We start from the raw sequence: 24085 nt of genomic DNA, 5'->3' as shown, positions 1-24085 counted from the left end.
AATAAGATTATATCAAACCCACCAGCTTGTTTTAACAGATTTAATCCACCTTTCACTATAAAAATAAGGAAGTGAAATGGCAAGCTTGATTGCATCCTCAAGAGCTGGAATAAAAACAACAATTTCAAAAGGCAAATTTGTATAATTTGCTAAAAAAAAAGCAATGGGAATAGTATAAATAAATGTTACAGAACCTTCCATAATAGCACCAAAGCTTGGAGATGCTCCCGCACGAAAAAATCCAAAAAGATACTGAAAAGCAAGCGCCATAAAAAAAGCAGAAATAGAAGAATACCTTAAAATAATTCCTATAAGGTGCGAATATTTTAATGTATAAAAAATATAAGGAGCAAAAAATGAAAACACAAATAATACAAAAGATGTTAAAAAAGCAAGTTTAAAGCCGATTTTACCTAAATAGATTGCAACTTTCATGACTTCTTTTTTACTATTATGCATTTCATAGCCCATCATAATATTTAAAGAAATACAAAAAGAATTTATTATATTAAAGATAATAAAATAAACAGAAAAGGATATACTGTAAGCAGCATATTTATGAGTATCAATTCCTATAAAAATTGATGTCAATACAAGATAGCCAAAAAACCAAATAAAATCATTTAAAAGGATTGGAATAAAAAATTTAATTAACTGAACAAACGACTTAATACTTACATTTAAATCTTCAAGCTTAAGGTTTAAAATTGAATTTTTGTTAAACACTGTATAAATAAGATATATAATAAGCTCTAAGCTGCGAATAACTGTTGTTGCAATAGCAGCTCCAACTACCCCCATATGAAAAACAAAAATAAAAATATAATTTAATATTAGATTTAAAAGCACTGAAAAAACAGAAATGTAAACTTGAAATTTAACAATTTCAACAACTTTAAGAGCATTAGCAACAAGTCCTTTTATGATTGCAAATACGAAAGAAAAAATAGCTATGTTTAAATAAATAGCTCCATAATAAACTGCCTGCACATCATTAGAAATTAATCTAAGTAAAAAAAAAGGATTCACTCTAGAAATCAATATAAATGGAAAAGAAAATAAAATAATAATTAATATACTAATAAAAAATGTATTCCTAAAACTCTTAAAATCGCCTCGATTGTATTGCCTTGTGGCAATTATATTATAAGCTCCTACCATGGCAAACCCAATAGTAACAAAAAGTTCGAAAAATTTATTTGCAAGAGAAACTCCTGCAACAGGATAATCCCCAATATATGCAACCATAGCATTATCTGTAAGAGAAATAAAATTAAATAAAAAAAACTCAATAGCGGTTGGAATTGCAATTTTTAAAAGATTTTTATAAATTTTATCTTTTTTAAACACGCTTAATGAATACATAAATTTCTCCAAATAAAAATCAAGATTTTTGCAAATAAACTACTAAAACACTACGATAAAACAAAAGGAATTGCTTTTAAAGCAATACAATCTTAATGAATTCTAGATTCATTAAGATTATTAAAATTTTTATTAACGCCAAATATATCATACTATCCCATAATCAATCAAGCTCTTCATAATCAATCTCCCGTATCCAATCATCGTGAAAAAATTCAATTATAATAAATACGTTTTTAATGATCTCTTCTGCATTTACAATAAAAACCACTATTGGTAAACTTAAATTTGTATAAAACACTAATAAATAAGCAGCTGGAAGCGTATAAAAAACAATTACTCCTGATTCAATAAAAAAACAAACATTTGGTATACCACTAGCCCTAAAAACTCCAACAAGAACTTGCGCCGTAAAAGCTTTAAAAACTACACTGCTTGCAAAAACGTAAATAAAAACACTAACAAGTCTAGGAGAATTTAAATTACTAAAAATATAAGGTGCAAAACTCGATATTCCAATAAGTAAAATAACTACAAAAATGCCTAAAAGAAAGCCTACAAAAGATAAAAAAAATCCAACCAACCTAACATGTTTCTTATCATAAATCATTAAATGCCCAATAACAACACCTGTTGCAAGTCCCACGCCATGAAGCAATACAAAACAAATGTCAAAAAGATTTGATGCAACAGCAAATGAAGCATATTCAATGCTCCCAACACGAGCATAAAATGCATGCAAAATAGTTATGCTCAAGACCCAAAAAATTTCATGAGATAAAACAGGTATAATTAGTTTCAAATTAGCTCTAGCAACTATCTTTGAAACAAAAAAATCGCTAAACTTAATCCGATAATATGAATTATTACTTAAAAGTCTATATAAAAAGTAAAAAACAAACTCAACAATCCTAGCAAGCACAGTGGCATATGCAGCACCTTTTATTCCCATGCTCAAACCAAAAATAAAAATATAATTAAAAACAATATTTATTAAAACAACAATAGAAGTAACATATAAAGGTGTTTTTACCTCTTTAGCACTTTTAAACCCCATAGCTGATAAAAAAGAATATGCCATTAATAAATAAGACCATGAAATAATTTTTAAATACTCTGATCCAAAATTTAAAGAACTCTGATTATTTGTAAATAGTTTGATAATGTTTTTTGGAAAAAAAAATGAAAAAATAAAAAAAATTATTCCCACTGTAGTTCCAATTGATAACATATAGGCAAAAGATTGTTTTATTTGAAGAAGCTTCTTTTTTGCAATTGCTTGAGACACATAAGCGCTTAAAGCTGTACCAAGTCCAAACACAATAATAAAAAAAAGAAAAGTTACTCTATTTGCTAAAGAAACCCCTGTAACGTGAAAAGAACCTAAATAAGAGATCATAAAATTATCAAAAAAAGTTACCATTTGAAATAAAAGCGATTCAAAAGCCGTAGGAATAGCTATAACAAATAGCTCTTTTATTATCTGATCATAATTTTTAAACTTTTTGATCATATTCCCTGTACAAACTCTCCTTTATTTATTCCTTTTAACTAAGTTTAACCCAATCTAGAATATACATATATATAATTAAATAATTAGAATTAATTATTTAATTATACTAAAATATACTATAATTAAATATTATGAAATCAATTTATGTTTTATTGCTTCTACTTATTAAACTGTCTTTGTTCGCCAACGGCATTTCAAAAAAAGACTTAAAAATATTATTAGAGATTACCAAAACAATGAATGAACAGTCTAAAAACTTTATTGAAAAAAATCCCATTCGGTTCTTAAAAGAAATAAAGCCTTTAGTAAATGCAGAAAAAAACAATCTCTTAACTCTAATAAATAAAAAAATACCAATTCCTGTAGATTATAAAATATCTGATCTGGTAAATGTTAATGATTTTAAAAATCTTAAGAATCTTGGGAAAAAAACTCTTCGAGCAAGAAGAATCTTAATTAAAGATTTAATTCAACTAATAACAGATGCAAAAAAAAATGGAATTGAAATTAAAATCAAATCTGCTTATAGAACTCGAGAATACCAAAAATTTTTATTTGATTACAATGTAAAAACTTATGGCAGAAAAGTTGCAGAAACTCAATCAGCAATTCCAGGTCATTCTCAACATCAGATGGGAACAGCAATAGATTTTATAAATCTAGATGATAATTTGCTAAACACAAAAGAAGGAAAATGGCTTTACGAAAATTCTTTAAAATATGGATTTTCTCTTTCCTACCCAAAAGGATCCGAAATAGAAACTGGATATAAAGCAGAGCCTTGGCACTACTTATACATAGGCCCCAAGCCATGCTTTATTCAGAAAAAATATTTCAATAATCTACAATATAAGCTTCTTGAATTCTGGAATCATAACAAAACAAATCTTATTAACTTAATTGAAAAGTACACAAACTAAATACTTCTTCCGACGTTCAAATAAGAACAAAAAAGATTGTCTAGCAAATCAATATCAAACTTATCGTAAGCAGAATTATCATGAAAAAATAAGTTGAGCTCTTCTCGAATCAAAACTATGATATCTCTATCATCAGCAAAATTAGCTATTTTTAATTTTAAATACCCTGCTTGCTCAAGCCCAAATAAATTACCAGGCCCTCTTAACCTTAAATCTTCTTCTGCTATTTTAAATCCATCCAAATTTTCTTTTATGGTTTTTAATCGAAATTTTCCAGTACTTGTCAGAGGCTCTTTATAAAGTAAAAAGAAAAAAGATTGCAAATTACTTCTACCAATACGGCCTCTAATTTGATGCAAAGTAGAAAGTCCAAAACGCTCAGCATGCTCTACCACCATACAAGTTGCATTTGGACAATCAATTCCAACCTCAATAACGCTAGTAGCCACCAAAATATCTACTTTTTTAGAATAAAAATTTTTCATAATTTCTTCTTTTAAATCAGATGGTAACTTAGAATGAAGCATCTCAACAACATATTCGCTAAATACTTCCTTCAATTTTAAATACATATTATTAACATCTTTTAATTCAAATTTTTCCGAAGATGAAATTAATGGATAAACAAAATAAACCTGATGACCCTTTGAAAGCTCTTTTCTTAAAAACTCATAAACTTTATCTTCATTACCATGTTTTGCTAAATAGGTAGTAATAGGCAAACGCCCCTTAGGCAAGGTTTTAATAAACGAAACTTCAAGATCGCCAAAAAGTGTTAACGCAAAGCTTCTAGGAATAGGTGTTGCAGACATTAGAAGCATATCTACCCCTTCTCCTTTATTTTTAAGTTCTTCTCTTTGAGCAACTCCAAATTTATGCTGCTCGTCAATGATAACATATGCTAATTTTTTAAATTCTGTACTTTCGTAAAAAATAGAATGAGTTCCAACTATTAAACCAGAAGTTCCACTTTTAATATTTTCCAGCACTTGTTCCTTATCTCTTTTTTTTAAACTACCGGTTAAAAGAGTCACTGAAACGTTAAAAGACGACAATATGTTGGATAAATTATCATAATGTTGACGAGCCAAAAGATCGGTAGGAACCATAAACGCCACCTGATATCCAGCTTCAATTAACGGAAGCCCTGAAAGCAAAGCAACAAGGGTTTTACCACTTCCAACATCACCTTGAAGCAATCTATTCATTGGCCTAGAAGAGCCAAGATCTGAGAATATCTCGTCAACAGAAATTTTTTGATCTTCTGTAAGTTCAAAAGGCAGGCTTGAAACAACTCTCTCAAGTAAATCTCTTGATAAATGTTTTTTTTCTCGGAAAAGAGCCTTAGAAGATCTATACCTTGAAAAAAACTGAAGCAAGAAAATTTCTCTGTGAATTAAAGTTTTTTTTGCCTTTTCAAGCATTTCTAATGAACTTGGAAAATGAATCTCTTTTAAAGCATCACCTAAAGATAGCAAAGAATACTTTTCCATTAAAAATTTAGGAATATCTGTTTGACCAAACTTAAAAAAATATTCAAGAGCTTCCTTTACGTATAACGAAATCTTCTTTGATGTTAATCCTTCTGTCAAAGAATAAACTGGAAAAATTTTTTTAAACCTTTCAGGATTATCACTAAAAACCTCACTGTCAAAATTAGAACAACTCCACAAACCACTATAATCGTTATAAGTAAATTTAGAATAAATATAGAATTTTTTATCTATTTTAAAAACATTCTCTAAAAAAGCTCTATTGAAAAGTAAAATTTCGAAATGCTCATCATTTACACTTCTAGCTGTTAACTTTAAATTTTTTTTAGAACTATCCCCAAATTTTTTATGCCCAACAACAGTGAACACCGTCATCATATCACAACTTTTAGCCTTAGAAAAATCTGGAAAAGTTTGTATATTTTTACGATCCTCATATTTTATAGGGAAAAACTCAATAAGATCTTTAACATTTAAAATTTGTAGATTTTTTAATCTTTCAACCCCTTTCTCACCAAGACCACCTATACCTTTAAGCTCATACTCAAACTCATGTAAAAACATTTTAATCTCCTTAAAAAGGTAAATATCTTTCTAAAGATACAATAGCAAATACAACTTGTTCAATAATGATGATAAATGCTATTATTAAAGCGCTACCAACAATTAAACGAGAAATATAAGACATATGTTTGTCGGTGACTACACCACTTATCCTAGTGGATAAAGGAAGTAAAAATGAATCGACTGTTTTTAAAAAGTCTGAACCTTGAAACAAATTTAAAAGCAATAATAACAATCTCAATAATAAAAAGAAAACTGTAGCAATAAAAATGCTTCTAAATATTCCCCAAACTTCAACAATAAATAAAATAATAAATGTAGAAAGCTTATAATTCCCATAAGCTAACATTCTTTCAAAAATAGTTAGAGTTATTAAAGCTGCAATTGGAGAAAAATCAAACATACCAAATGTAAAAAAAGGAATTCTTCTGAAAAAAGATAAAAATGGCTCTGTTACAATATGTATAAATCTGAAAAACGCATTAGTACTAATTCCTGAAGACACAAGCCAGCTAAGGATAATCCTAATTAAAATTAAAATCCTATAAATTTGCAAAAATACCATTAAAGTTTCTATTAAAACAACTAACACAGAACCTCCTAGTCAACCCAAACATCTTCAACTATCATACACTTTCTCAACTTATCAAGCTTATCTTCATCTGGCTCAAAATTTAAAATTGAATTCATTTTTAATTTTAAATCCTTACCATTCTCCCTTAAATAAAAGTAAACATTTGAAAATCCAGAATTATCCTCAAAATTACTTATACTCTCTTTTAAAGAATTAAGTAATTGCAAGTCATTTAATTTATTATTTAAAAATTTAATATGAATATTATTTACTTTATCTTCAGAGAATTTCTCAATACTTACAACTTTTTCAACTACAATCGAAAATTTATCTCTGTTAAACGTAAGCCTACCTATAACCCCAATAACATTACCTTCAAGTAAAAAATTCTTATATTTCTCATAACTTTCTGTAAAAACTACAATATCTATTGCACCTTTAAAATCTTCAATAACTCCAAAAGCCATTTTTGCATTATTTCTTTTGGTTTGAATAACTTTTACTGAATTTAAAATACCAGAAAATTGGACAATGCTATCTTTTTTTGCAGCAAGATCTTTTAAAACATTTAAACTAGAAAAACTATTAATTGCCTTTTTATAAGGATCAAGAGGATGACCCGACACATAAAATCCTAAAAGTTCTTTTTCAAATCCTAAAAGCTCAGAATAAGAATATTCTTTGAAAACCTGATAATTAAAATTTTGCTGAATTGGATCTTGACTTTCAAGAACATCAAATAAACTATTCTGACCAAGCTTTTTATTATTTTTATCTTCTAAAACAACATCAACCAAGCGATCAAGATTTTCAAACAAAGTTTTTCTATTTTGATCCAAACTATCAAAAAGTCCAGATTTTATTGCAGATTCTAAAAATTTCTTATTAATTACTTTATTATCTACACGTCTGATAAAATCCTCAAAAGAACTATATTTGCCGTTTTTTTCTCTTTCGTCAATTATTAAATCAACAACAATTCCTCCAAGATTTTTAATCCCATTAAGTCCATAAGAAATTCCAGAGTCAGTTACACGAAATTCTCTAAATGATTGATTTATATCGGGCTTGAGAACGTTTATACCTATAGCTTTTGATTCCTCAATGTAATAAGAAAGTTTATCATTATTATTGATTTCATTTGTTAAGTTGGCAGCCATAAAATACTCAGGATAATTAGCCTTAAGATACGCGGTTTGATACGCTATTAAAGAATACGCTGCTGCATGCGATTTATTAAATCCATACCCTGAAAAAGGCTTTAAAAGTTCAAAAATTTCACTAGCAATTTCTTTGTCATACCCTTTCTCAACAGCACCTCTTAAAAAGTCGACCTTCATCTCATCCATCTCGTCTTCTTTCTTTTTGCCCATAGCACGTCTTAAAATATCGGCCTTGCCAAGAGAAAACCCTCCAATTATTTTTGCAACTTCCATTACTTGTTCTTGATAAACAATAACTCCATAAGTTGGTTTTAAAACCTCCTTTAAATCTGGATGAGGATACTTAATTCTTTTAGTACCTTTTTTAGCAGCAATAAATTGGGGAATAAATTGCATAGGACCCGGCCTATAAAGAGCATTTAAGGCTATTAAATCTTCAATATTATCAGGCTTTGCGTCTTTTAGAATTTGCTGCATTCCCTCAGATTCAAATTGAAAAACAGAAGCACTTTTCCCCTCTCCTAGCATCTTAAAAGTATTAACATCATTATCTGGAATATTTTTTATTTTAAAATCGGGATTTACACTTCTAATAAGATTTTCTGCATTTTTTATTAAAGTTAATGTTTTCAAACCAAGAAAATCCATTTTAACAAGTCCACATTCTTCAAGCAAATCCATTGTATATTGAGTAGAAACAGAACCTTGCTTATAATCCTTATAAAGAGGCACATAATCGGTTAAAGGGGTTTTAGAAATTACAATTCCTGCAGCATGAGTTGAAGCATGCCTATTCATTCCTTCAAGAACCAATGCAGCATCCATTAATTCTTTATAAACAGGCTTGCTAGTAAAATATTCTTTTAAAGAATTGTCATCTAAAACCTCTTTTAAAGAAACTTTAGGCCCATCAGGAATAAACTTGGTAAGTTCATTCGATTCGGCAAATGGAATATCTAAAACTCTAGCTACGTCTTTAACTACAGCTTTAGGCTTCAAGGTTCCAAAAGTAATTATTTGAGCTACCTTATCTTCTCCATATTTATTGGTAACATATTTTATAATCTCATCTCTGCCTTCAAAACAAAAATCAATATCAAAATCGGGCATAGAAATACGCTCAGGATTTAAAAATCTCTCAAAAAGCAAATTATACTTTAAAGGATCAATATCAGTAATTCTAAGAGCATAAGCTACAATTGAACCAGCACCAGAACCACGCCCAGCTCCAACAGGAATATCGTTATCATGAGCAAATTTAATAAAATCCCAAACAATCAAAAAATAGCCTTCAAACCCCATTCTAATTATCACGCTCAATTCATAAAAAGCTCTATCTTTTATTTTGCTTGTCAAAGTTTTATATCTAAACTTTAAACCTTCAAGGGTGAGATATTCTAAATATTCACCAAGAGTATTAAATTCAATAGGAATTTGATAATCAGGCAAAATAGGCCCTGGAAAAGTTATTTTAAAATCATCACACTTTTCTGCAATCCTTACAGTATTTTCTAAAGCTTCAGGCAAATCATTAAAAAGTTCACACATTTCCTCTTGAGATTTAATATAAAATTCATTGGTCTCCATTTTCAATCTATTCTCATCGCTTTTCTTAGAGCCAGTGCCAATGCAAACAATGATGTCTTGAGCAACTGCATCTTCTCTATTAACATAATGAGAATCATTAGCTACTGTTAAAGGAACTCCAAGTTCCCTAGAATACTCAACCAACCTTTCATTCACAATGTCTTGAGCTTTAATGCCATGCCTTTGAAGTTCAAGATAAAAATCATTACCAAAAACTTTTTTAAACCAAAGAATTTCATTTTTGGCATCTTCAAATCTATTAGCCAAAATAAGCCTTGGAATGAGTCCTCCAATGCAAGCTGAAGTACAAATCAATCCTTCTGAATATTTTTCAAGATCCTCTTTATCTATTCTTGGGCGATAATAAAACCCTTCAAGATAAGAAATACTTGTTAACTTTAATAGGTTTTTATAACCCAGCTCATTCTTGGCAAGCAAAATTAAATGATAAGACATTTTTCCAAGATCGTCGTGTTTTTTTAAAAACTTAGAAGTTTTTGCCATATAAGCTTCAATGCCAATTATTGGCTTAATTCCTGCTTTTTTAGCTTCTTTATAAAATTTAATAGCTCCAAAAAGATTCCCATGATCTGTTAATGCAATATGAGACATATTGCATTTTTTTGCTTTTGATATAATATCTGATATTTTTGCAGCTCCATCTAAAAGAGAATAATCTGAATGAACATGGAGATGAATAAACTTAGCCCTAAAACTCATACCTAAAATTATTCTATCAAAATAAAACTTGATTTTTAACAAACCATAGCCAAATAAATAAAAATTTAAAAGGCCACAATAATTTTAAATCTCTAATCTAAATTATTCCAACAACCTTTATTAAAACAATCAAGAAAAAATATTAATTCCTTGATTATCTAATTCAATTACCATTTTTTTAATGTGCTCAAATTTTCTGACAATTTCTTCGGATAAACTCTCAGCTTGAGACAAAAAATCTTTAGCTTGCCTTAAACTACTATCATTACAATTCTCCACCCTAAATATAATTAAAATTTCAGCTGCAAACTTATTAATATTTAAATAAGGGATATATACTTCTTCCCACAACTGTTTAACAGCCTCATTTTTGGGGGACAATCCTTTATAAAACAATCCAAACCCATGCTTGGAAGCATCCGCTTGAACGAATACTGCCCTTTGCCCTTCAACAATTAATCTCAAGTTATTCATCCAAGAAAACTGCTCTGAGATAATAAATTCTAGCTCTTTTAAAAATTCATCATTAGAAAGCACAAAAGTATCAGAACTAATCAAAGAATCACAGTTTTTTGAATAATAAACCATACTAGCATCTATGCTCTCAAGATTTTCAATCAATGAAGAAAATTCCTCTTGACTTCTTGAAAAGCGCTTGAATATACCCTCAAGATAATTAAGCTGTTCAAGAATCTCAGCAAAGAACTTATCAATATCAATCTGCAAATCCTTAAGGTTATGAGAAATTAAATCTTTAGAAACCTCCTCAATTTCCTTTACAGAAATCATATTCATAACACCTTTTGCCTGATCAGAAAGTCGCTTAATCTCATCTGCAACAACAGAAAATCCTTTACCATATTCTTTAGCTCTTGCAGCTTCAAGCTTTGCATTAAGAGAAATCATATTGGTAGCACCCAGAAAACTACTTATTGTTTCTAAGCTTCCTTGAATTCCAATAATAACAGAAGATATTTGATTTAGCTTTTCCTTATTATTTTTATCAAGATCACTAAAAATAAGGCCTATCTGATCACGGGCATTATTTGTCATCTTAACAAGAACAGAAAATATATTATCAAAATCTTCTATTCCAGAAAACAAAATTCTTTGTAATGACTCAAATCCTACTTTTAAAGTAGCAATGGAAGCTTTAGTATGATAAAATCCCTTTAGCATTTCCTTAACAGGGGCTTTATATTCATACATACTCAAATCTTTTTTGTCATTATCGACAATATTTAAAAGTCTTGAATCAAAAGCTTTTTCTTTCTTTTTCTTTAAAAACGAAAATTTTTTCATAAAGGGATTCTACCATATTTTTTTTTTTTTGAATAGAGCAACAAGTACTTAATTTGACACATTATTCCAACTTTAATATCAAATTAAATACTTCAATAAGCAAAAAATGTTTTTACATTTAAATAGTAAAAATTAACACTTTGAGATAAGCTTAAGTCTCACCTTAAACCATAAAACCATCTAAAGATACAAATCATTCTCCCCATTTAATTAAATTTACAACCAATATTAAATTTTATTTACTTCTTTTTATCCAAGAGTAACGCCCACTAACCTCATTATACTCAAAAAGAGCATCTCTGTAAGAAAAAAAACATAAGAAAATATTAATAAACTCCTCTAATTTAACCTTAACTTTTGGCAGGTTAAAATCATTATCAAAATTAAAAATATCGTCTGATCCTGTTGTCAATAATTTATCATCCTGCTTAAGAATAACTTTTTTGGGCTGCCAAAAAAGAACATTGTTTTTTTTCTCTTGAAGAAAAAATCTATTAAATTCATAATCAAGATCAACTTGATCAGTTTTTGCTTCAATAATGCCAACAATAACACATCTTTCATGGTCAATTCTTTTAATCAAAACAGCATCCGTAAGAACAACTCTCTCTCCAACCTCAAGAGCAAACTGCTCTTCTATCTCATATTGCTTATTAAAAGAAAGATTTGCAATTTTCCTAAAAAGATTGAGAAGTATGTACTTAGTACTCATTTCTTTGTTATTGATCCTAAGACAAGGAATCTTCATTCTATATTTAAGCTCATCGAAAAAATATTTAACTAGTCTTTTCATTAAAATTGTCTTTCTAATGTCTTCTTCTTTCATCCAATCCTCCTAATAAAAATTGCCAAAAATTAAAACTATTGTACAAGTATAATAAAATACAAGTATAATAAAATACAAGTATAATAAAATACAAGTATAATAAAATACAAGTATAATAAAATACAAGTATAATAAAAAATCAAAACATCTGATTATATACTAATTATAATTAAATCATTAGCTAAAATGAAGGGAGAAATTATGTTAATCAAATTTATGTTTTCAAATATTAATTTAATATTAATATTCAGTATAACTTTATTTAAAATATTATTAGAAATAATATACCGAAAAGTATTATTAAAAAAAATAATCGGCAATGTCAATATATTAACTACTCAAAACAATCAATACAAAATAATTGTTATTATGGTTTTAGCTTTCAATCATTTACTACAAAGTTTTTTAATCAACGCTCTTATCAATTTATTCAACAATTTAATAACCCTAACTAACAACTCTCTTGAAAGCTTGACAGACTTAAATTATAATATATTGTCTGCAATACTAATATCTAGCATAACTTGGCTTGCATTTAGCCTACCTAAGGTAATAAACGATATAATCTATGAAAAAATGCCATTCAATTTAACAATAGCTAATGCTTTTTTTGACCTTTTAATAATATTATTACTAACCACATTCTCTAAATTATTTTTAAGCTACAAAATATTACAATTTGAAAACACTACAAACATCAATTTTGAAAACCTACCTACTCACTAAGTAAATAAACAGACAATCAAATACAAGCTTTAATTAACCCTAAAAAAAGCTTGGCTGGATTTTCTATTCTTGTAATAAGTTCTGGATGAAATTGACAAGCTATAAAAAATTTATTTTTGGGAATTTCTATTAATTTTGCTATTTTAAAATCGCTTGAAAATCCAGATACTATAAGTCCATTCTTTTCAAATAAATCTATATAATCATTATTAACTTCATACCTATGTCTAAATCTTTCAATTATCCTGTCTTGACCATAAAGCTTAAACGCTATTGTATTCTTTTTAAGAATTACAGGATACCCTCCAAGCCTCATTGTAGCACCCTTATCTTTAATTCCCTTTTGATCGGGAAGTAAATGAATAACAGGGCTTTTTAAGGGTTTATCTTTTGCTAAATTTTCCTCCGTATCAGCATCAAGTATTCCACAAACATTGCGAGCAAATTCTATTACAGCAAGCTGCAAGCCAAGACAAATTCCAAGAAATGGAATATTATTCTCCCTAGCATATTTAATAGCAATAATTTTACCTTCATATCCTTTCCCTCCAAAACCGCCAGGAACAATAATGCCATCAAACTGCTTTAAACAAGCTTCATTTAAATCATTGGAATCAATTAGGGCACTTTTAATAAGTAAATCTAAATTAGCTCCAACATGGACCAAAGACTCTCTAATTGACGCATAAGAATCATCAAGTTCAGCATATTTACCACAAATAGCAATATTAATAATTTTTTTAGGCACAAAAAAATTAGATTTTATAACTCCTACAAGCTTTGAAAGCTCTTCTATTTTTGGATCAACCTTAATATTCAACTTAGAACTTAAAATCTCATGTACACCTTGTTTGTAAAAAGATATAGGAATTTCATAAATACTAGAAACATCAACATTATCAATAATACAAGCGCTCTCAACATTACAAAACATTGCTACTTTTTTTCTGATTTGATCTGTTAATACTTGAGAACTTCTAGCAATAATCAGATCCGGAAAAATGCCTGCTTTATTTAAAGTTTTAACACTCTGTTGAGTAGGTTTAGATTTTTGCTCATTAATTCCGACCGGACTTGGCACATAAGTTAAATGAATAAAAGAAATATTGCAACTTCCAATCTCATGCCTTATTTGCCTTACTGTTTCAATAAATAAAATATTTTCCATATCCCCTACAGTTCCACCAATTTCAATTATCAACATCTCGCTATTTTCAGAACTTGCAATCTGAAAAATTGTAGACTTGATCTCATCAGTAACATGAGGAATAAGCTGAACCGTTCTTCCCAAATATTTACCCTTTCGCTCATTTTCAAGTATCTTTTTGTATATTTTGCCCATTGTAATGTTCCAGCTAGACTTCGCATTAAGATTTAAAAACCTCTCATAATGGCCAAAGTCCATATCAACCTCTCCTCCATCATCAAGTACAAAAACTTCTCCATGCTCAACAGGATTAATAGTCCCAGGATCAGTATTTAAATATCCATCACATTTAATGGGAGTAACCTTAAAATCATATCTAAACAACCTTGCAATACTTGCCGATGTAACTCCTTTGCCAATCCCAGAGATCACGCCTCCTGTTATTACTAAAATCTTTAAGTTTTTTTTCATGTATACCCCAAAATTAAACCTTTAAATTTCAAATCAATTAAGCTTTCACTTAAAAAGAACACATAAATAAAATATAAAACATACTTACTTGCTAAAATAAAAATTATTAATACTCAAGCCAAAAAGCTATTTTTAAGCCCTTATTTTAAATCTTTTTTTAACCATTTTAATCATACTTAACAAAGCAATATAATGAGCCTTTAGTTAAATAGTAATAATTAAACATTGCTAAAAAAATTAAAAATCCTAAAATAGCAAACAAATTGCTCTTTTTTCTAATACTTCCAAACTCTACTATTTTAAAATATGAAGCTAAATATAAAAAAAATGCCGAACTATAAACTATTTTTAAAAAAAAATCACCTAAAAATCTATCAAAAGAAAAAATTAAATCTAAAGAACATGGTGAATATTTAAAAACCAAATAAAGAAAAGACATAAAAGAAAGCAGTAAAACAATAGTTCCTAAAAAAAATATTAAAACCTTAACAAAAGGATGTGTCTTAAAAGACATTCTAAAAAACATGAAGATTGGAAAAATAGATAAAAAATTAAAATACCTAAAAAAGAAAAAATCAGAAAGATACCTTAATTCTAAAAAGACAGCATTCTCTTCTCTTGCAAAAAATGCACCATCTAGAAATAAAAAAATATTAAGCCCAAAATAATAAAAAAATATTAAAATCAAAGGCAGCGCAAATAGATATTTAATTAAGTTGAAAAAATAACGTTCAAAAGTTGAAACAGGCAAAGATAAATAAAGAATATTTCTAAACGGATCGTGAATTACTTTGTAGTAATCGCACATAGCAAACATTGATATAATCAAGGCTAAAACCATAATCTTAGGAACAAAAAATCTTAAAAAATCAGTTGCTGCAAAATTAAAATAAAATCTAACAAGCAAATAAGATATAAATATCATTCCTAAAATTTTAACTATCAATAAAATATAGAATTTTTTATTATAAAAAAAATCAAAATGAAATAAATTTAAAAATCTTTTCAAGCTAAACATCTTTTATTGCCCCTACTTTTATTTTCAGTAACATATAAAAAGAAAAATTCAATATCAACAATCTCAGCTCCATTGCTGCTCTCAAAATAAAGCGCTTTAAACCCATCTTTATTTTTCTCATAATATAATTCATTACCATTAAGTTCGCTGATAATTTTAATCTTATAATTTTTATTAATATAAGATACTGAATTAGAAAAAAGAATTGACTTTTCTCCAACAATAATTAAATAATCTATAATTCCTGTCAAATCCCTTACATTGTGACCTGTGATAAAAATGACTCTATCATTTAAATTAGAAAGCACATTTCTAAAAGCATTTTTTGAAACAATATCAAGACTATTTGTTGGCTCGTCAAATAATAAACAAGAAACATTTGTGGCTAGAGAAAATGCAATAATACTTTTTTTCTTTTGTCCAAAAGAGGCTGAAGACAAATCAAGAGAAATATCCAGATTAAAATCTAATAAATATTTTTCAAAATCCGAATTATTAAAATTTGGATAAAATCTAGATAAAGCTTTGCTATATTCAGCCAAAGACAATCTAGGAAGTGAAAATTCTTCAGGAACAAAAAATAAATTTACTAAATTCAAAGGATCTCTTGGAAAAGCTGCTAAAGAGTTGAATAAAATCTTTCCTTTTAGTGGCTCTAAAAGCCCACTTATAAGTTTAAGCAAAGTTGTTTTTCCAATTCCATTTTTGCCAAGAAGCAAATAAGCTTGGGGGGTCTTGATGTTTAAATTTAAATTCGAGTAAACTTCTTTTCCCTTATAGGAAAAGCTTACATTAACAACTTCAATAGCCATAAATACTCCCTTTAATATTAAAGATCAAAATATAAAAAAATTAATTACTTCCCCCTAAAAACTATAAATTCAATTTTTTATAAACAACTTATAAATAAATATAGAAAAATTTACATAAAGTTTTGAACTAAAATTCCAAATTTTTAGCATAATCCTAGGCAAAATTTGAATTTCGTTAAATCTAAAATTTTTTAAATATTCATAATAATCTTGAAATTCAGACAATCCCTTAATCTCATCAAGAACAGAAATAAGCTTTTCTTTGTAAGCCCTATAAACAAGTTTATCTGAAATATTCCAACCAATAATATAAACCTGCTTAAAAGAAATAAAATAGTAAAATTGCAAGAAAAATCTTTTATATAAATGTTGATATTCGTTAAAAACACCTTCTTTTTTTAACAAAGTTTCTATTATATTAAGAGATAATTTAGCTTTATGTAAAACACTAATAGAAGAGCTCATACTTCCCATTCTTTGGAAATTAGTATAAAAATAATTATTTACAAAAGAAACCTTAGAGGCTTTTAAAAAAATTTGCATAACAAAAACTATATCTTCAAATACTACATTTTGCTGACGAATATTATTTTTTAAGATTAATTCTCGTCTAATTAATTTATCCCATAACGTTCCAACAACAAAATTCTTCTTTCCAAAAGTTGCATAGACAGTAAAAAGCAAATTTTTAAATGCTTCCTTACCTGTTAATGGATAATTGGGAAAAGGAAGCAGAGATTTTCTTTTTACATTTATTGCAAGAAAATAAATATAAAATTGCGAGCACACAATATCAGAATTGTCTGCCTTTGCCCTATTATATAAAACTTCAAGCATAGTACTCTCTACAGAATCATCACTATCCCAATAAATAACATATTCCCCTTGAGCCTCAGAAAGTCCCCTATCCCTAGAAGCAGGAAGCCCCATATTTTTTTGACTAAAAATTTTAATAAAGCTATACTTATCAGCATATTTTTCTGCTATCTCTAAACTATTATCATAAGAACCATCATTAATTAATATAATTTCTTTATCTTTTAATGTTTGATTAACAGCATCCTTTATCATTGCATCAAGAGTTTCAGCCGAATTAAAAAAACAAATAATAACAGAAACTTTATACTTATGCACAATATCCTCCAAAATAAAAACTGCTAAGTAAAACCAAAACTAAAAAACTTACCAATAAATTCTTTTAATTTTTTGCATAACAATTAAATTGTAATATATAATTAACAAGTTTGTATTGTTTTAAACTTATTTTTAATGAAAAGTTTAGCAGAAATTGTTATATTGTTAAAAGTAAAAATTTAAAAAATATTAACCTAAATAAGGAGCTTGAATGCTTGAAATAATAAGTCTTGGAGGAGGAGTAATAAATTCAAATCAAATCAACATAGAATTTATTAAAAACTTTAAAAACTTTGTTTTCAAATGGTTACTAGAAAATGAAAAAAGAAAAATCATTTTAATAGTTGGTGGAGGGAAAGTTGCAAGAGAATACCAAGACGCCTATAAAAAAATCAATCCCGATTTTAAAGTTCGTGAACTTGATGAGATCGGAATAATGTCAACAAAGTTGAATGCAGAATTTCTATGTAAAGTAATGAATCCCCTTTGTAAAGACAAAATTGTAACTAATCCTTTAAAAAATTTTTCTTTTAAAGGGAAAATACTAATTGCTTCTGGCTGGAAATCGGGATTTTCAACAGATTACATTGCCGTAAAATTTGCAGAAAAATTTAAGAAAAAAGATATCATAAATATAACAAACGTAAGTCAAGTTTATGATAAAGATCCAAAAAAATTTAAAAACGCAACAGCTTTTAAAAAATTAAATTGGAAACAATTACAAAATATTGTGGGTCAAAAGTGGAATCCAGGCTCAAATTTACCTTTTGATCCAATAGCAACAAAGCTCTCTTCAAAACTTGGACTTACCCTTTACATAGTAAATGGAAATAATATTAAAAACTTAGAAAAAGTTTTTAACAAAAATAATGATTTTTTTGGTACTGTTATAGTAAAATAAAAGTTAATACCGGTATGGCGGAATTGGTAGACGCGTCAGACTCAAAATCTGATGAGGGCAACTTCGTGTCGGTTCGACTCCGACTACCGGTAATCTATTGCTTTTTTAAAAACTTAAAAATTGCCGAGCATTAATATACAATAATTGATCCTTTTAAGTAAAATTTAGTATTATTACAATATAAATACCTTCTTCAATATGCTATCTTTATATTAAAATAACATATTAAAAATCATTTTAATATATAATAAAACTTTAAAGTCTACAAATTAATTGTAAATAAAAACTTAAAATATCTTTGAGATTGTTTTCATTAAAGCCTCAGGATTAAAAGGCTTAACAAGCCAACCAGTAGCACCTGCTTTACGCCCCTCATCAACCTTAGATTGCTCAGATTCAGTAGTAAGAACTAGTATGGGAACAAAGCTGCCAAATTCTCTTATCTGCTTAATAACACCAATACCATCTAAATTAGGCATGTTAATATCTGTAATAACAAGGTCAAAATCTTTATCTCCTTGTCCAACTGCTTCTTTAAACTTTAAAACCCCTTCTAAACCATCCTTTGCTTCTGAGACTCCAAACCCATTTTGTTCTAAAATATAAGCAACACTTTGCCTTATTGCCCTATTGTCATCAATAACCAAAATTCTTTTTTTCATCTAATTTTCTCCTAAAGCCCTCCCAAAAAAGTATATAAAAATTAAAACAAAATTACACTACCTTCATCAAAAGAATGAACATCTTTAGCTTCCTCTATTAAAGATAATAAGTGCTTTTTATGAACAAATAAAGTAAATCTATTAGCAATTCTATTAACAAATTCTTTATCTTCAATTTCAACAGATTGAATTCCGGCTTTAGATAATTCTAAATTAAGATTAAAATTTATTTTACTTTCCATATTGCTTAAAAAGTTATCTATATCCAAAAGAGAATTTTTTAAATTCCTAACATTGTAGACTTCTAATTTTATTTCTTCAAATATTTCCATAAATTCAATTGAAAAAACTTCATAAGACAAAATATTATCAATAGCTACGTTTTTAATATCAAAAATATCATTTTTAATTTCCATAAATAATTTTTTAAATTTATTAAAATAATTTTTTTCAAGATAGAATCTATTATCATAATCCTTAACAACTTTTTCAAGAAAAAAGATTATTTGATCTAAAAATTCTATTCCCTTGGTGATATTAGAATCAATTTCTTTGATAATTTTCGACATTTCTGAAATATTCCCTTCCATAGCTTTAAGTTCTGATCTTTTGACAACTTCTATCTTTGACGCTATATTAATATTTTGAAACCTTGCAGAAATAGCTGAAATATTTGAAAACATTAACTCTAATGATTTTATAAGCTTAACCTGTTCATAATATAAATTCAAAAAATTAGAATTATTCTTCTCAACATCATCAATTCTTCTAAGCAGATCAGACAAAATGCTAGAAAATTGTTCTATTATCTTAGGAATATCTATGTATAAAGAATTATCAGACCTTAAATCATTAATAGCTTGAATAGAACTAAAAGAGGTATCAATAAATTTTTCAAAAGCAGTATAATTTTTTTCAAGCTTTTCAAGAACATCTTTTACTATAACTTTTGATGTATCAGTAAAAACTGATAAAATTTTTAATTTTTGAATCTCACTTATATCTCTAAATTTAAAAACATCAATATTAGAATACATAATATTTAAATGTTGCAAAGATTGAGTTAGCCTGTCTTGGAACTGAAGATAAGAAATAGAATTTACAAGTTTAAACTTAAATTCCAATAAAACTTTTAAAATATCATCATAAAGAGCAATAACACTTCCTATTCCATCTGAAAAGGCATCTATTTTTTTCATTAAATTATCTCTAAATTCTTCAAGAATTTTATTTTCAGCCGTATTGCTTTCATATACTTGATTTTTAGCTCTATCTAGACCAATTTTAACTTCGCGCCCCTTGCTAGTAAGTTGATCTGCCTGTTTGATCATAGATTGAGTTAAAACTTTAATTTCACTAGTAATATAAGAAAAAGCTCCGCCAGCCTTACCAGCTCTCATGGCAACTGTTAACGTATTAATAGACATTATTTCCATATCAAGAGAGCTTTTTTTCATCCTCTCAATCACATCTTCGAGTATTTCTATATCTTTAACTTTGCTCTGTATTATACTAAATTGCGATTCAAGAGAAGTTGTTGAAGAATTAAAATAAGCAACAAAATCATCTAATGCTCCTATAATTTTAGATATAAAATTATTCAAAGAAGTATCATTGTCAAGATCAAGATTAGAAATTAAGTCAATACTAAAAGATAAATCCTTCGAGTCTTTAGAAATTTTTTCTATTAATTTAGGAATTGATTTGCTTAAACTTGAATAAATATGCCTTGCATTCTCATCAAAAACTTCAAGTTTATAAAATAGGGTCACCAAATAATCATTGGCAAAAAAATCATTACTGTCGTTATACATTACTAAGATCTCCTCAAAACATGATCAGCTATTTTGCTTAAAGGAAGGATTTTGTCTACAGCCCCTATTTTTATAGCTTCCATTGGCATACCAAAAACAACAGAAGTCTCTTGATCTTGGGCAATAGTATAAGCACCATTTTGTTTCATTTCAAGCATACAAATAGCACCATCATCTCCCATACCCGTAAGGATAACTCCAATAGCATTAGAACCTGCATACATTGCGGCAGACCTAAAAAGTACATTTACAGAAGGCTTATGTCTACTAACAAGAGGTCCATCTAATAAATTTACAAAATAATTCCCACTACCATATTTTACAATCAAATGATAACTTCCATTAGCAATTATTACAAGACCCGGACGAAGAATGTCTCCATCTTCGGCTTCTTTAATATCAATATCAAACTCATTGTTTAAGTTTTTTGCAAAAGATCTTGTAAATCCTCCCGGCATATGCTGAACAACAATAATTGGAGGGGAGTCTTTTTTAAAAGAGCTTAAAAAAATTCTTAACGCCTCTGTACCACCTGTTGAAGAGCCTACAACGATAATTTTACCAGTTTTGTACTTATTAAGAAGACCTTGATACTTAATAACAACATCCGGATCATTTTTAGGAGCAAAATTAATAACATCAGAAGCTCTATAGCTTTTTCTTATACTTGAATCATTTAAACTATTTTCTCTCAATTCTGCTTTAGAACGATTAGAAAAATCAGGTGCATGAATCCTTTTAACTTCATAAGAAGATATTAATTTATTTTTTCCTAGATTTTTTAACTCCAGCTTTATTAAAGCCAAATACTTGCTACGAAATAAATCAACTGTAAGCTTGAAATTAAGCTTATTTATTATTAATTTAACTTTTTCTTTACTTTGCTCAAGACATCCAAAATTTGGCAACATTTCATTTTGCGCAATAAATACAACCGGAAGAGATATATTATTAAGAACATTGTTCAAAGAATTTCCAAAATTAGATCTTGCCGTATTCTCATCAATAATAACTAAATCTGGAAACTTTTGTAAAAATACATTAATAAGATTCAAAGAATTAAAACCAGCATTTAATATCTCAACATCATTATCTTTAGAAAAAGCCCTAATAAAAACCTGCTTTATAAGGCCTTGAATATCAATTACTAATATCTTCATTGTTATATTTTAATATTTTTTTACCTTTAAAACCAAAAATCTGTATTTTAGATTTCTTTATCTTATAAGCTTGGTTATTGCATCTATATCAACAACTAAAGCCAAACTTCCATCGCCAAGTATAGTGGCTCCAGAAACACCTTCTACTCGAGAATAAATTTTACCTAAAGCTTTTATAACGGTTTGATGTTGCCCTAAAACTTCGTCAACCACAATCCCCATTTTCCCACTATTAGTGTTCACAACAACGACTTGCTCATTTATACTCTTGCCGCCAGAAACCTGAAAAAACTCTCTAAGACTAATAAAGCTAATCATGCTACCCCTATAATTCATTACATTGTTTTTAGTCTCAACCCCATCTATTTGAGAAATCAACTTATTAGATTCTAAGCAAGACTCAACATTAGAAAGAGGAATAATAAAGTGCTCATCTTTTACCCTAACAAGCCAACCTTCAATAATAGCCAAGGTCAATGGAAAAATTAATTTAGTTCTAGTATATTTGCCAAGCTCACTTTCAAGTACAACATGCCCTCTTAAAGATTCAACCTGTTTCTTGACAACATCCATACCAACCCCACGCCCTGATATATCAGTAACAGAAGTTGCAGTTGAAAATCCAGGCTCAAAAATCAAATTATAAACATCAATATCTGATAAAGTTTTGGCAGCTGAATCAGAAATTATATTGCGCTCTATGGCCTTTTTAAGTATTTTACTCTTATCAAGACCTCTTCCATCATCTTCAATAACAACAATAACAGAATCCCCAGACTGACATGCTGAAAGCTTAATAGTACCTTTAGGATCCTTCCCCAACCTTTCTCTTTCTTCAGAAGACTCAATCCCATGATCTATTGAATTGCGAATTAAGTGAACCAATGGTTCATTAAGCTTTTCAATAATACTTTTATCAAGAACAGTATCTCCCCCATAAGCACGATAAAGAATTGACTTACCAAGATTAGTAGATAAATCTTTTACTATCCTTTGAAATTTTACAAACAAAATCTCAATAGGAACTGTTCTAAGCCCTGTTGTATAATCTCTAAGTTCATTAATTAGTAAAGAAAACTCTGCTGATATTGAATTTAAAATATTACTATTCCTATTTTCAGCCTCTTTTGAAAGTTTTGATTGTATTGTAACAAGTTCTCCAACAAGATTTACCAAATGATCAAGCTTTTTAGAATCTACCTTAATACTAGCAATATTAATCTTACTTCTAGCAGTATCATCTTGAACATTATTAAATCTATTTTTATTCACATTTAAAAAGGATTTCCCAACAAATTCTGATTCTTTAAATGAAGAATTTGCAGTATCCTTGATATTTCTATCCAAATTCAATAAATTAAAATTTTCAAACCCTACATTATCGCCTTTATCAGACTCAAAGCATTTATCCAATTCTTGAATATCAATTTTTGATTGAGAATCTAAAAATAAAAAAATATCTTCAATGCTCTCCCTACTCTCTTCTGTATTTAACCTTATCTCCCAATCAACATAAACATTATCAGGAGAAATAAGCTCTAAATCAGGAATTTTATCTACCTTAGCTCTAACATGACCACTGCCTAAATCAATTAGCTTGTTCAATAAATTTATAGGCTTGTGCCCATGAAACAAAATACCCTTAGCGGGAGAAAAAAGAATTTTGTAACTCTTAAATTCAGATCGAAAAGCCTCGTCATCAAATTTATTATCTGAATTTACTTTAACAGTCTCTTCCGAAACAGAGCTGTTATCAAACTTTGAAAAATCATTTTCTAAAACCTCTTGAAAAGCACCCTTATCATTAAAAGCTCCAAGAACCTTTTTAATTTCATTTACCAAAAACTGCTTACGATTATCAAAGTCAATCTCAGAAATTTCTTCATTACCTTCAATAAGCTCCCTAATAAAATCAACTGACATTAAGGTAGCATCAATAACAGCTTGATTAAAAGACGCCTTACCATCTTTTACAACATCAAGAACTGTTTCTATTTCATGTACAAGCGATGCTGTGAAATTAAAACCAAACATACCAGAGCTTCCCTTTATGGTATGCAAATTTCTAAAAATAGAATTAATAGTGTCTTGATCTGAGCTTACCTCAAGATTAAGAAGTGCTTGTTCAATGTCTGAAATATTTTCTATTGATTCTTCCTTAAATGAGTTCTTAAATTTATCAATAACATCACTACTATCCATAAGTCTTCCTT

General features: G+C 28.2%; 18 protein-coding genes and 1 tRNA gene. 4 read left to right on the top strand and 15 right to left on the bottom strand.

Translation table 11 applies throughout. The features are described 5' to 3' along the window. Positions 1-12: 12 nt before the first annotated feature. Positions 13-1365 (bottom strand): MATE family efflux transporter, encoded by a 1353-nt coding sequence (locus QIA31_RS03445; RefSeq protein ID WP_301394260.1) that lies wholly within the window; start codon positions 1363-1365, stop codon positions 13-15. 163 nt (positions 1366-1528) lie between these two features. After that, positions 1529-2878 carry an MATE family efflux transporter gene (locus QIA31_RS03440; protein WP_301394259.1) on the bottom strand — a complete coding sequence of 450 codons (1350 nt, stop codon included), beginning with the start codon at positions 2876-2878 and terminating at the stop codon, positions 1529-1531. A gap of 131 nt (positions 2879-3009) precedes the next feature. On the opposite strand from QIA31_RS03440, the gene QIA31_RS03435 reads away from it, so the two are divergent. Continuing rightward, entirely contained in the window at positions 3010-3798 is a 789-nt protein-coding gene (locus QIA31_RS03435) for a M15 family metallopeptidase (RefSeq protein ID WP_301394258.1), read from the top strand. Here the strand turns inward: QIA31_RS03435 and recG are convergent. The 5 genes from recG to QIA31_RS03410 form a co-directional block, all read right to left on the bottom strand. Continuing rightward, positions 3795-5855, bottom strand: coding sequence for an ATP-dependent DNA helicase RecG (recG, locus tag QIA31_RS03430; protein WP_301394257.1), 2061 nt, complete (start codon positions 5853-5855; stop codon positions 3795-3797). The two genes, QIA31_RS03435 and recG, sit on opposite strands and share 4 nt — an antisense overlap. Positions 5856-5865: 10 nt before the next feature. Further along, a complete protein-coding gene (locus tag QIA31_RS03425) occupies positions 5866-6420 on the bottom strand; it encodes a YggT family protein (RefSeq protein WP_151060494.1) in 555 nt (184 codons plus the stop codon). A gap of 35 nt (positions 6421-6455) precedes the next feature. Further along, positions 6456-9941 carry a DNA polymerase III subunit alpha gene (dnaE, locus tag QIA31_RS03420; protein ID WP_301394256.1) on the bottom strand — a complete coding sequence of 1162 codons (3486 nt, stop codon included), beginning with the start codon at positions 9939-9941 and terminating at the stop codon, positions 6456-6458. Positions 9942-10028: 87 nt separating this feature from the next. Further along, the gene (locus QIA31_RS03415) at positions 10029-11201 is read right to left on the bottom strand and encodes a methyl-accepting chemotaxis protein (RefSeq protein WP_301394255.1); all 1173 of its coding nucleotides are present in this window, start codon (positions 11199-11201) and stop codon (positions 10029-10031) included. Positions 11202-11436: 235 nt separating this feature from the next. After that, a complete protein-coding gene (locus QIA31_RS03410) occupies positions 11437-12027 on the bottom strand; it encodes a hypothetical protein (RefSeq protein WP_301394254.1) in 591 nt (196 codons plus the stop codon). Positions 12028-12228: 201 nt separating this feature from the next. Here QIA31_RS03410 and QIA31_RS03405 point away from each other — a divergent pair, with 201 nt between their 5' ends. Next, entirely contained in the window at positions 12229-12753 is a 525-nt protein-coding gene (locus QIA31_RS03405) for a DUF1761 family protein (RefSeq protein ID WP_301394253.1), read from the top strand. A 16-nt stretch (positions 12754-12769) separates the two neighbouring features. On the opposite strand, the gene pyrG is transcribed toward QIA31_RS03405, so the two are convergent. The 4 genes from pyrG to QIA31_RS03385 form a co-directional block, all read right to left on the bottom strand. Then, positions 12770-14371, bottom strand: coding sequence for a glutamine hydrolyzing CTP synthase (gene pyrG, locus QIA31_RS03400; RefSeq protein WP_301394252.1), 1602 nt, complete (start codon positions 14369-14371; stop codon positions 12770-12772). Positions 14372-14537: 166 nt separating this feature from the next. Then, positions 14538-15389, bottom strand: a complete 852-nt coding sequence (locus QIA31_RS03395; RefSeq protein WP_301394251.1) for a hypothetical protein — start codon at positions 15387-15389, stop codon at positions 14538-14540. Then, positions 15377-16201: an ATP-binding cassette domain-containing protein gene (locus QIA31_RS03390; protein WP_301394250.1), complete on the bottom strand. Its 825-nt coding sequence runs from the start codon at positions 16199-16201 to the stop codon at positions 15377-15379. The genes QIA31_RS03395 and QIA31_RS03390 overlap by 13 nt, the downstream gene beginning before the upstream one ends. Before the next feature lie 69 nt (positions 16202-16270). Continuing rightward, positions 16271-17347: a glycosyltransferase family 2 protein gene (locus QIA31_RS03385; protein ID WP_301385719.1), complete on the bottom strand. Its 1077-nt coding sequence runs from the start codon at positions 17345-17347 to the stop codon at positions 16271-16273. Between the two features lie 199 nt (positions 17348-17546). Here QIA31_RS03385 and pyrH point away from each other — a divergent pair, with 199 nt between their 5' ends. Beyond that, positions 17547-18236, top strand: coding sequence for a UMP kinase (gene pyrH, locus QIA31_RS03380; RefSeq protein ID WP_301394249.1), 690 nt, complete (start codon positions 17547-17549; stop codon positions 18234-18236). 8 nt (positions 18237-18244) lie between these two features. Next, positions 18245-18328: transfer RNA gene (locus QIA31_RS03375), tRNA-Leu, on the top strand. 195 nt (positions 18329-18523) lie between these two features. Here QIA31_RS03375 and QIA31_RS03370 read toward each other — a convergent pair. The 4 genes from QIA31_RS03370 to QIA31_RS03355 are packed head-to-tail and all read right to left on the bottom strand — an operon-like array spanning position 18524 to position 24074. Next, positions 18524-18898 (bottom strand): response regulator, encoded by a 375-nt coding sequence (locus tag QIA31_RS03370; RefSeq protein WP_002557158.1) that lies wholly within the window; start codon positions 18896-18898, stop codon positions 18524-18526. A gap of 41 nt (positions 18899-18939) precedes the next feature. Beyond that, the gene (locus tag QIA31_RS03365) at positions 18940-20712 is read right to left on the bottom strand and encodes a BB0569 family chemotaxis protein (RefSeq protein WP_301394248.1); all 1773 of its coding nucleotides are present in this window, start codon (positions 20710-20712) and stop codon (positions 18940-18942) included. Positions 20713-20714: 2 nt separating this feature from the next. Further along, positions 20715-21872 carry a CheB methylesterase domain-containing protein gene (locus QIA31_RS03360; RefSeq protein ID WP_301394247.1) on the bottom strand — a complete coding sequence of 386 codons (1158 nt, stop codon included), beginning with the start codon at positions 21870-21872 and terminating at the stop codon, positions 20715-20717. Positions 21873-21929: 57 nt separating this feature from the next. Continuing rightward, a complete protein-coding gene (locus QIA31_RS03355; RefSeq protein WP_301394246.1) occupies positions 21930-24074 on the bottom strand; it encodes a chemotaxis protein CheA in 2145 nt (714 codons plus the stop codon). Positions 24075-24085 lie beyond the last annotated feature (11 nt).

The organism is [Borrelia] turdi (genome assembly GCF_030439285.2).
In the GTDB taxonomy this organism is placed as follows: Bacteria; Spirochaetota; Spirochaetia; order Borreliales; family Borreliaceae; genus Borreliella; species Borreliella turdi.
The sequence above is the reverse complement of the archived record's forward strand: the minus strand, read 5'-3'. Positions and strand labels throughout refer to the sequence as shown.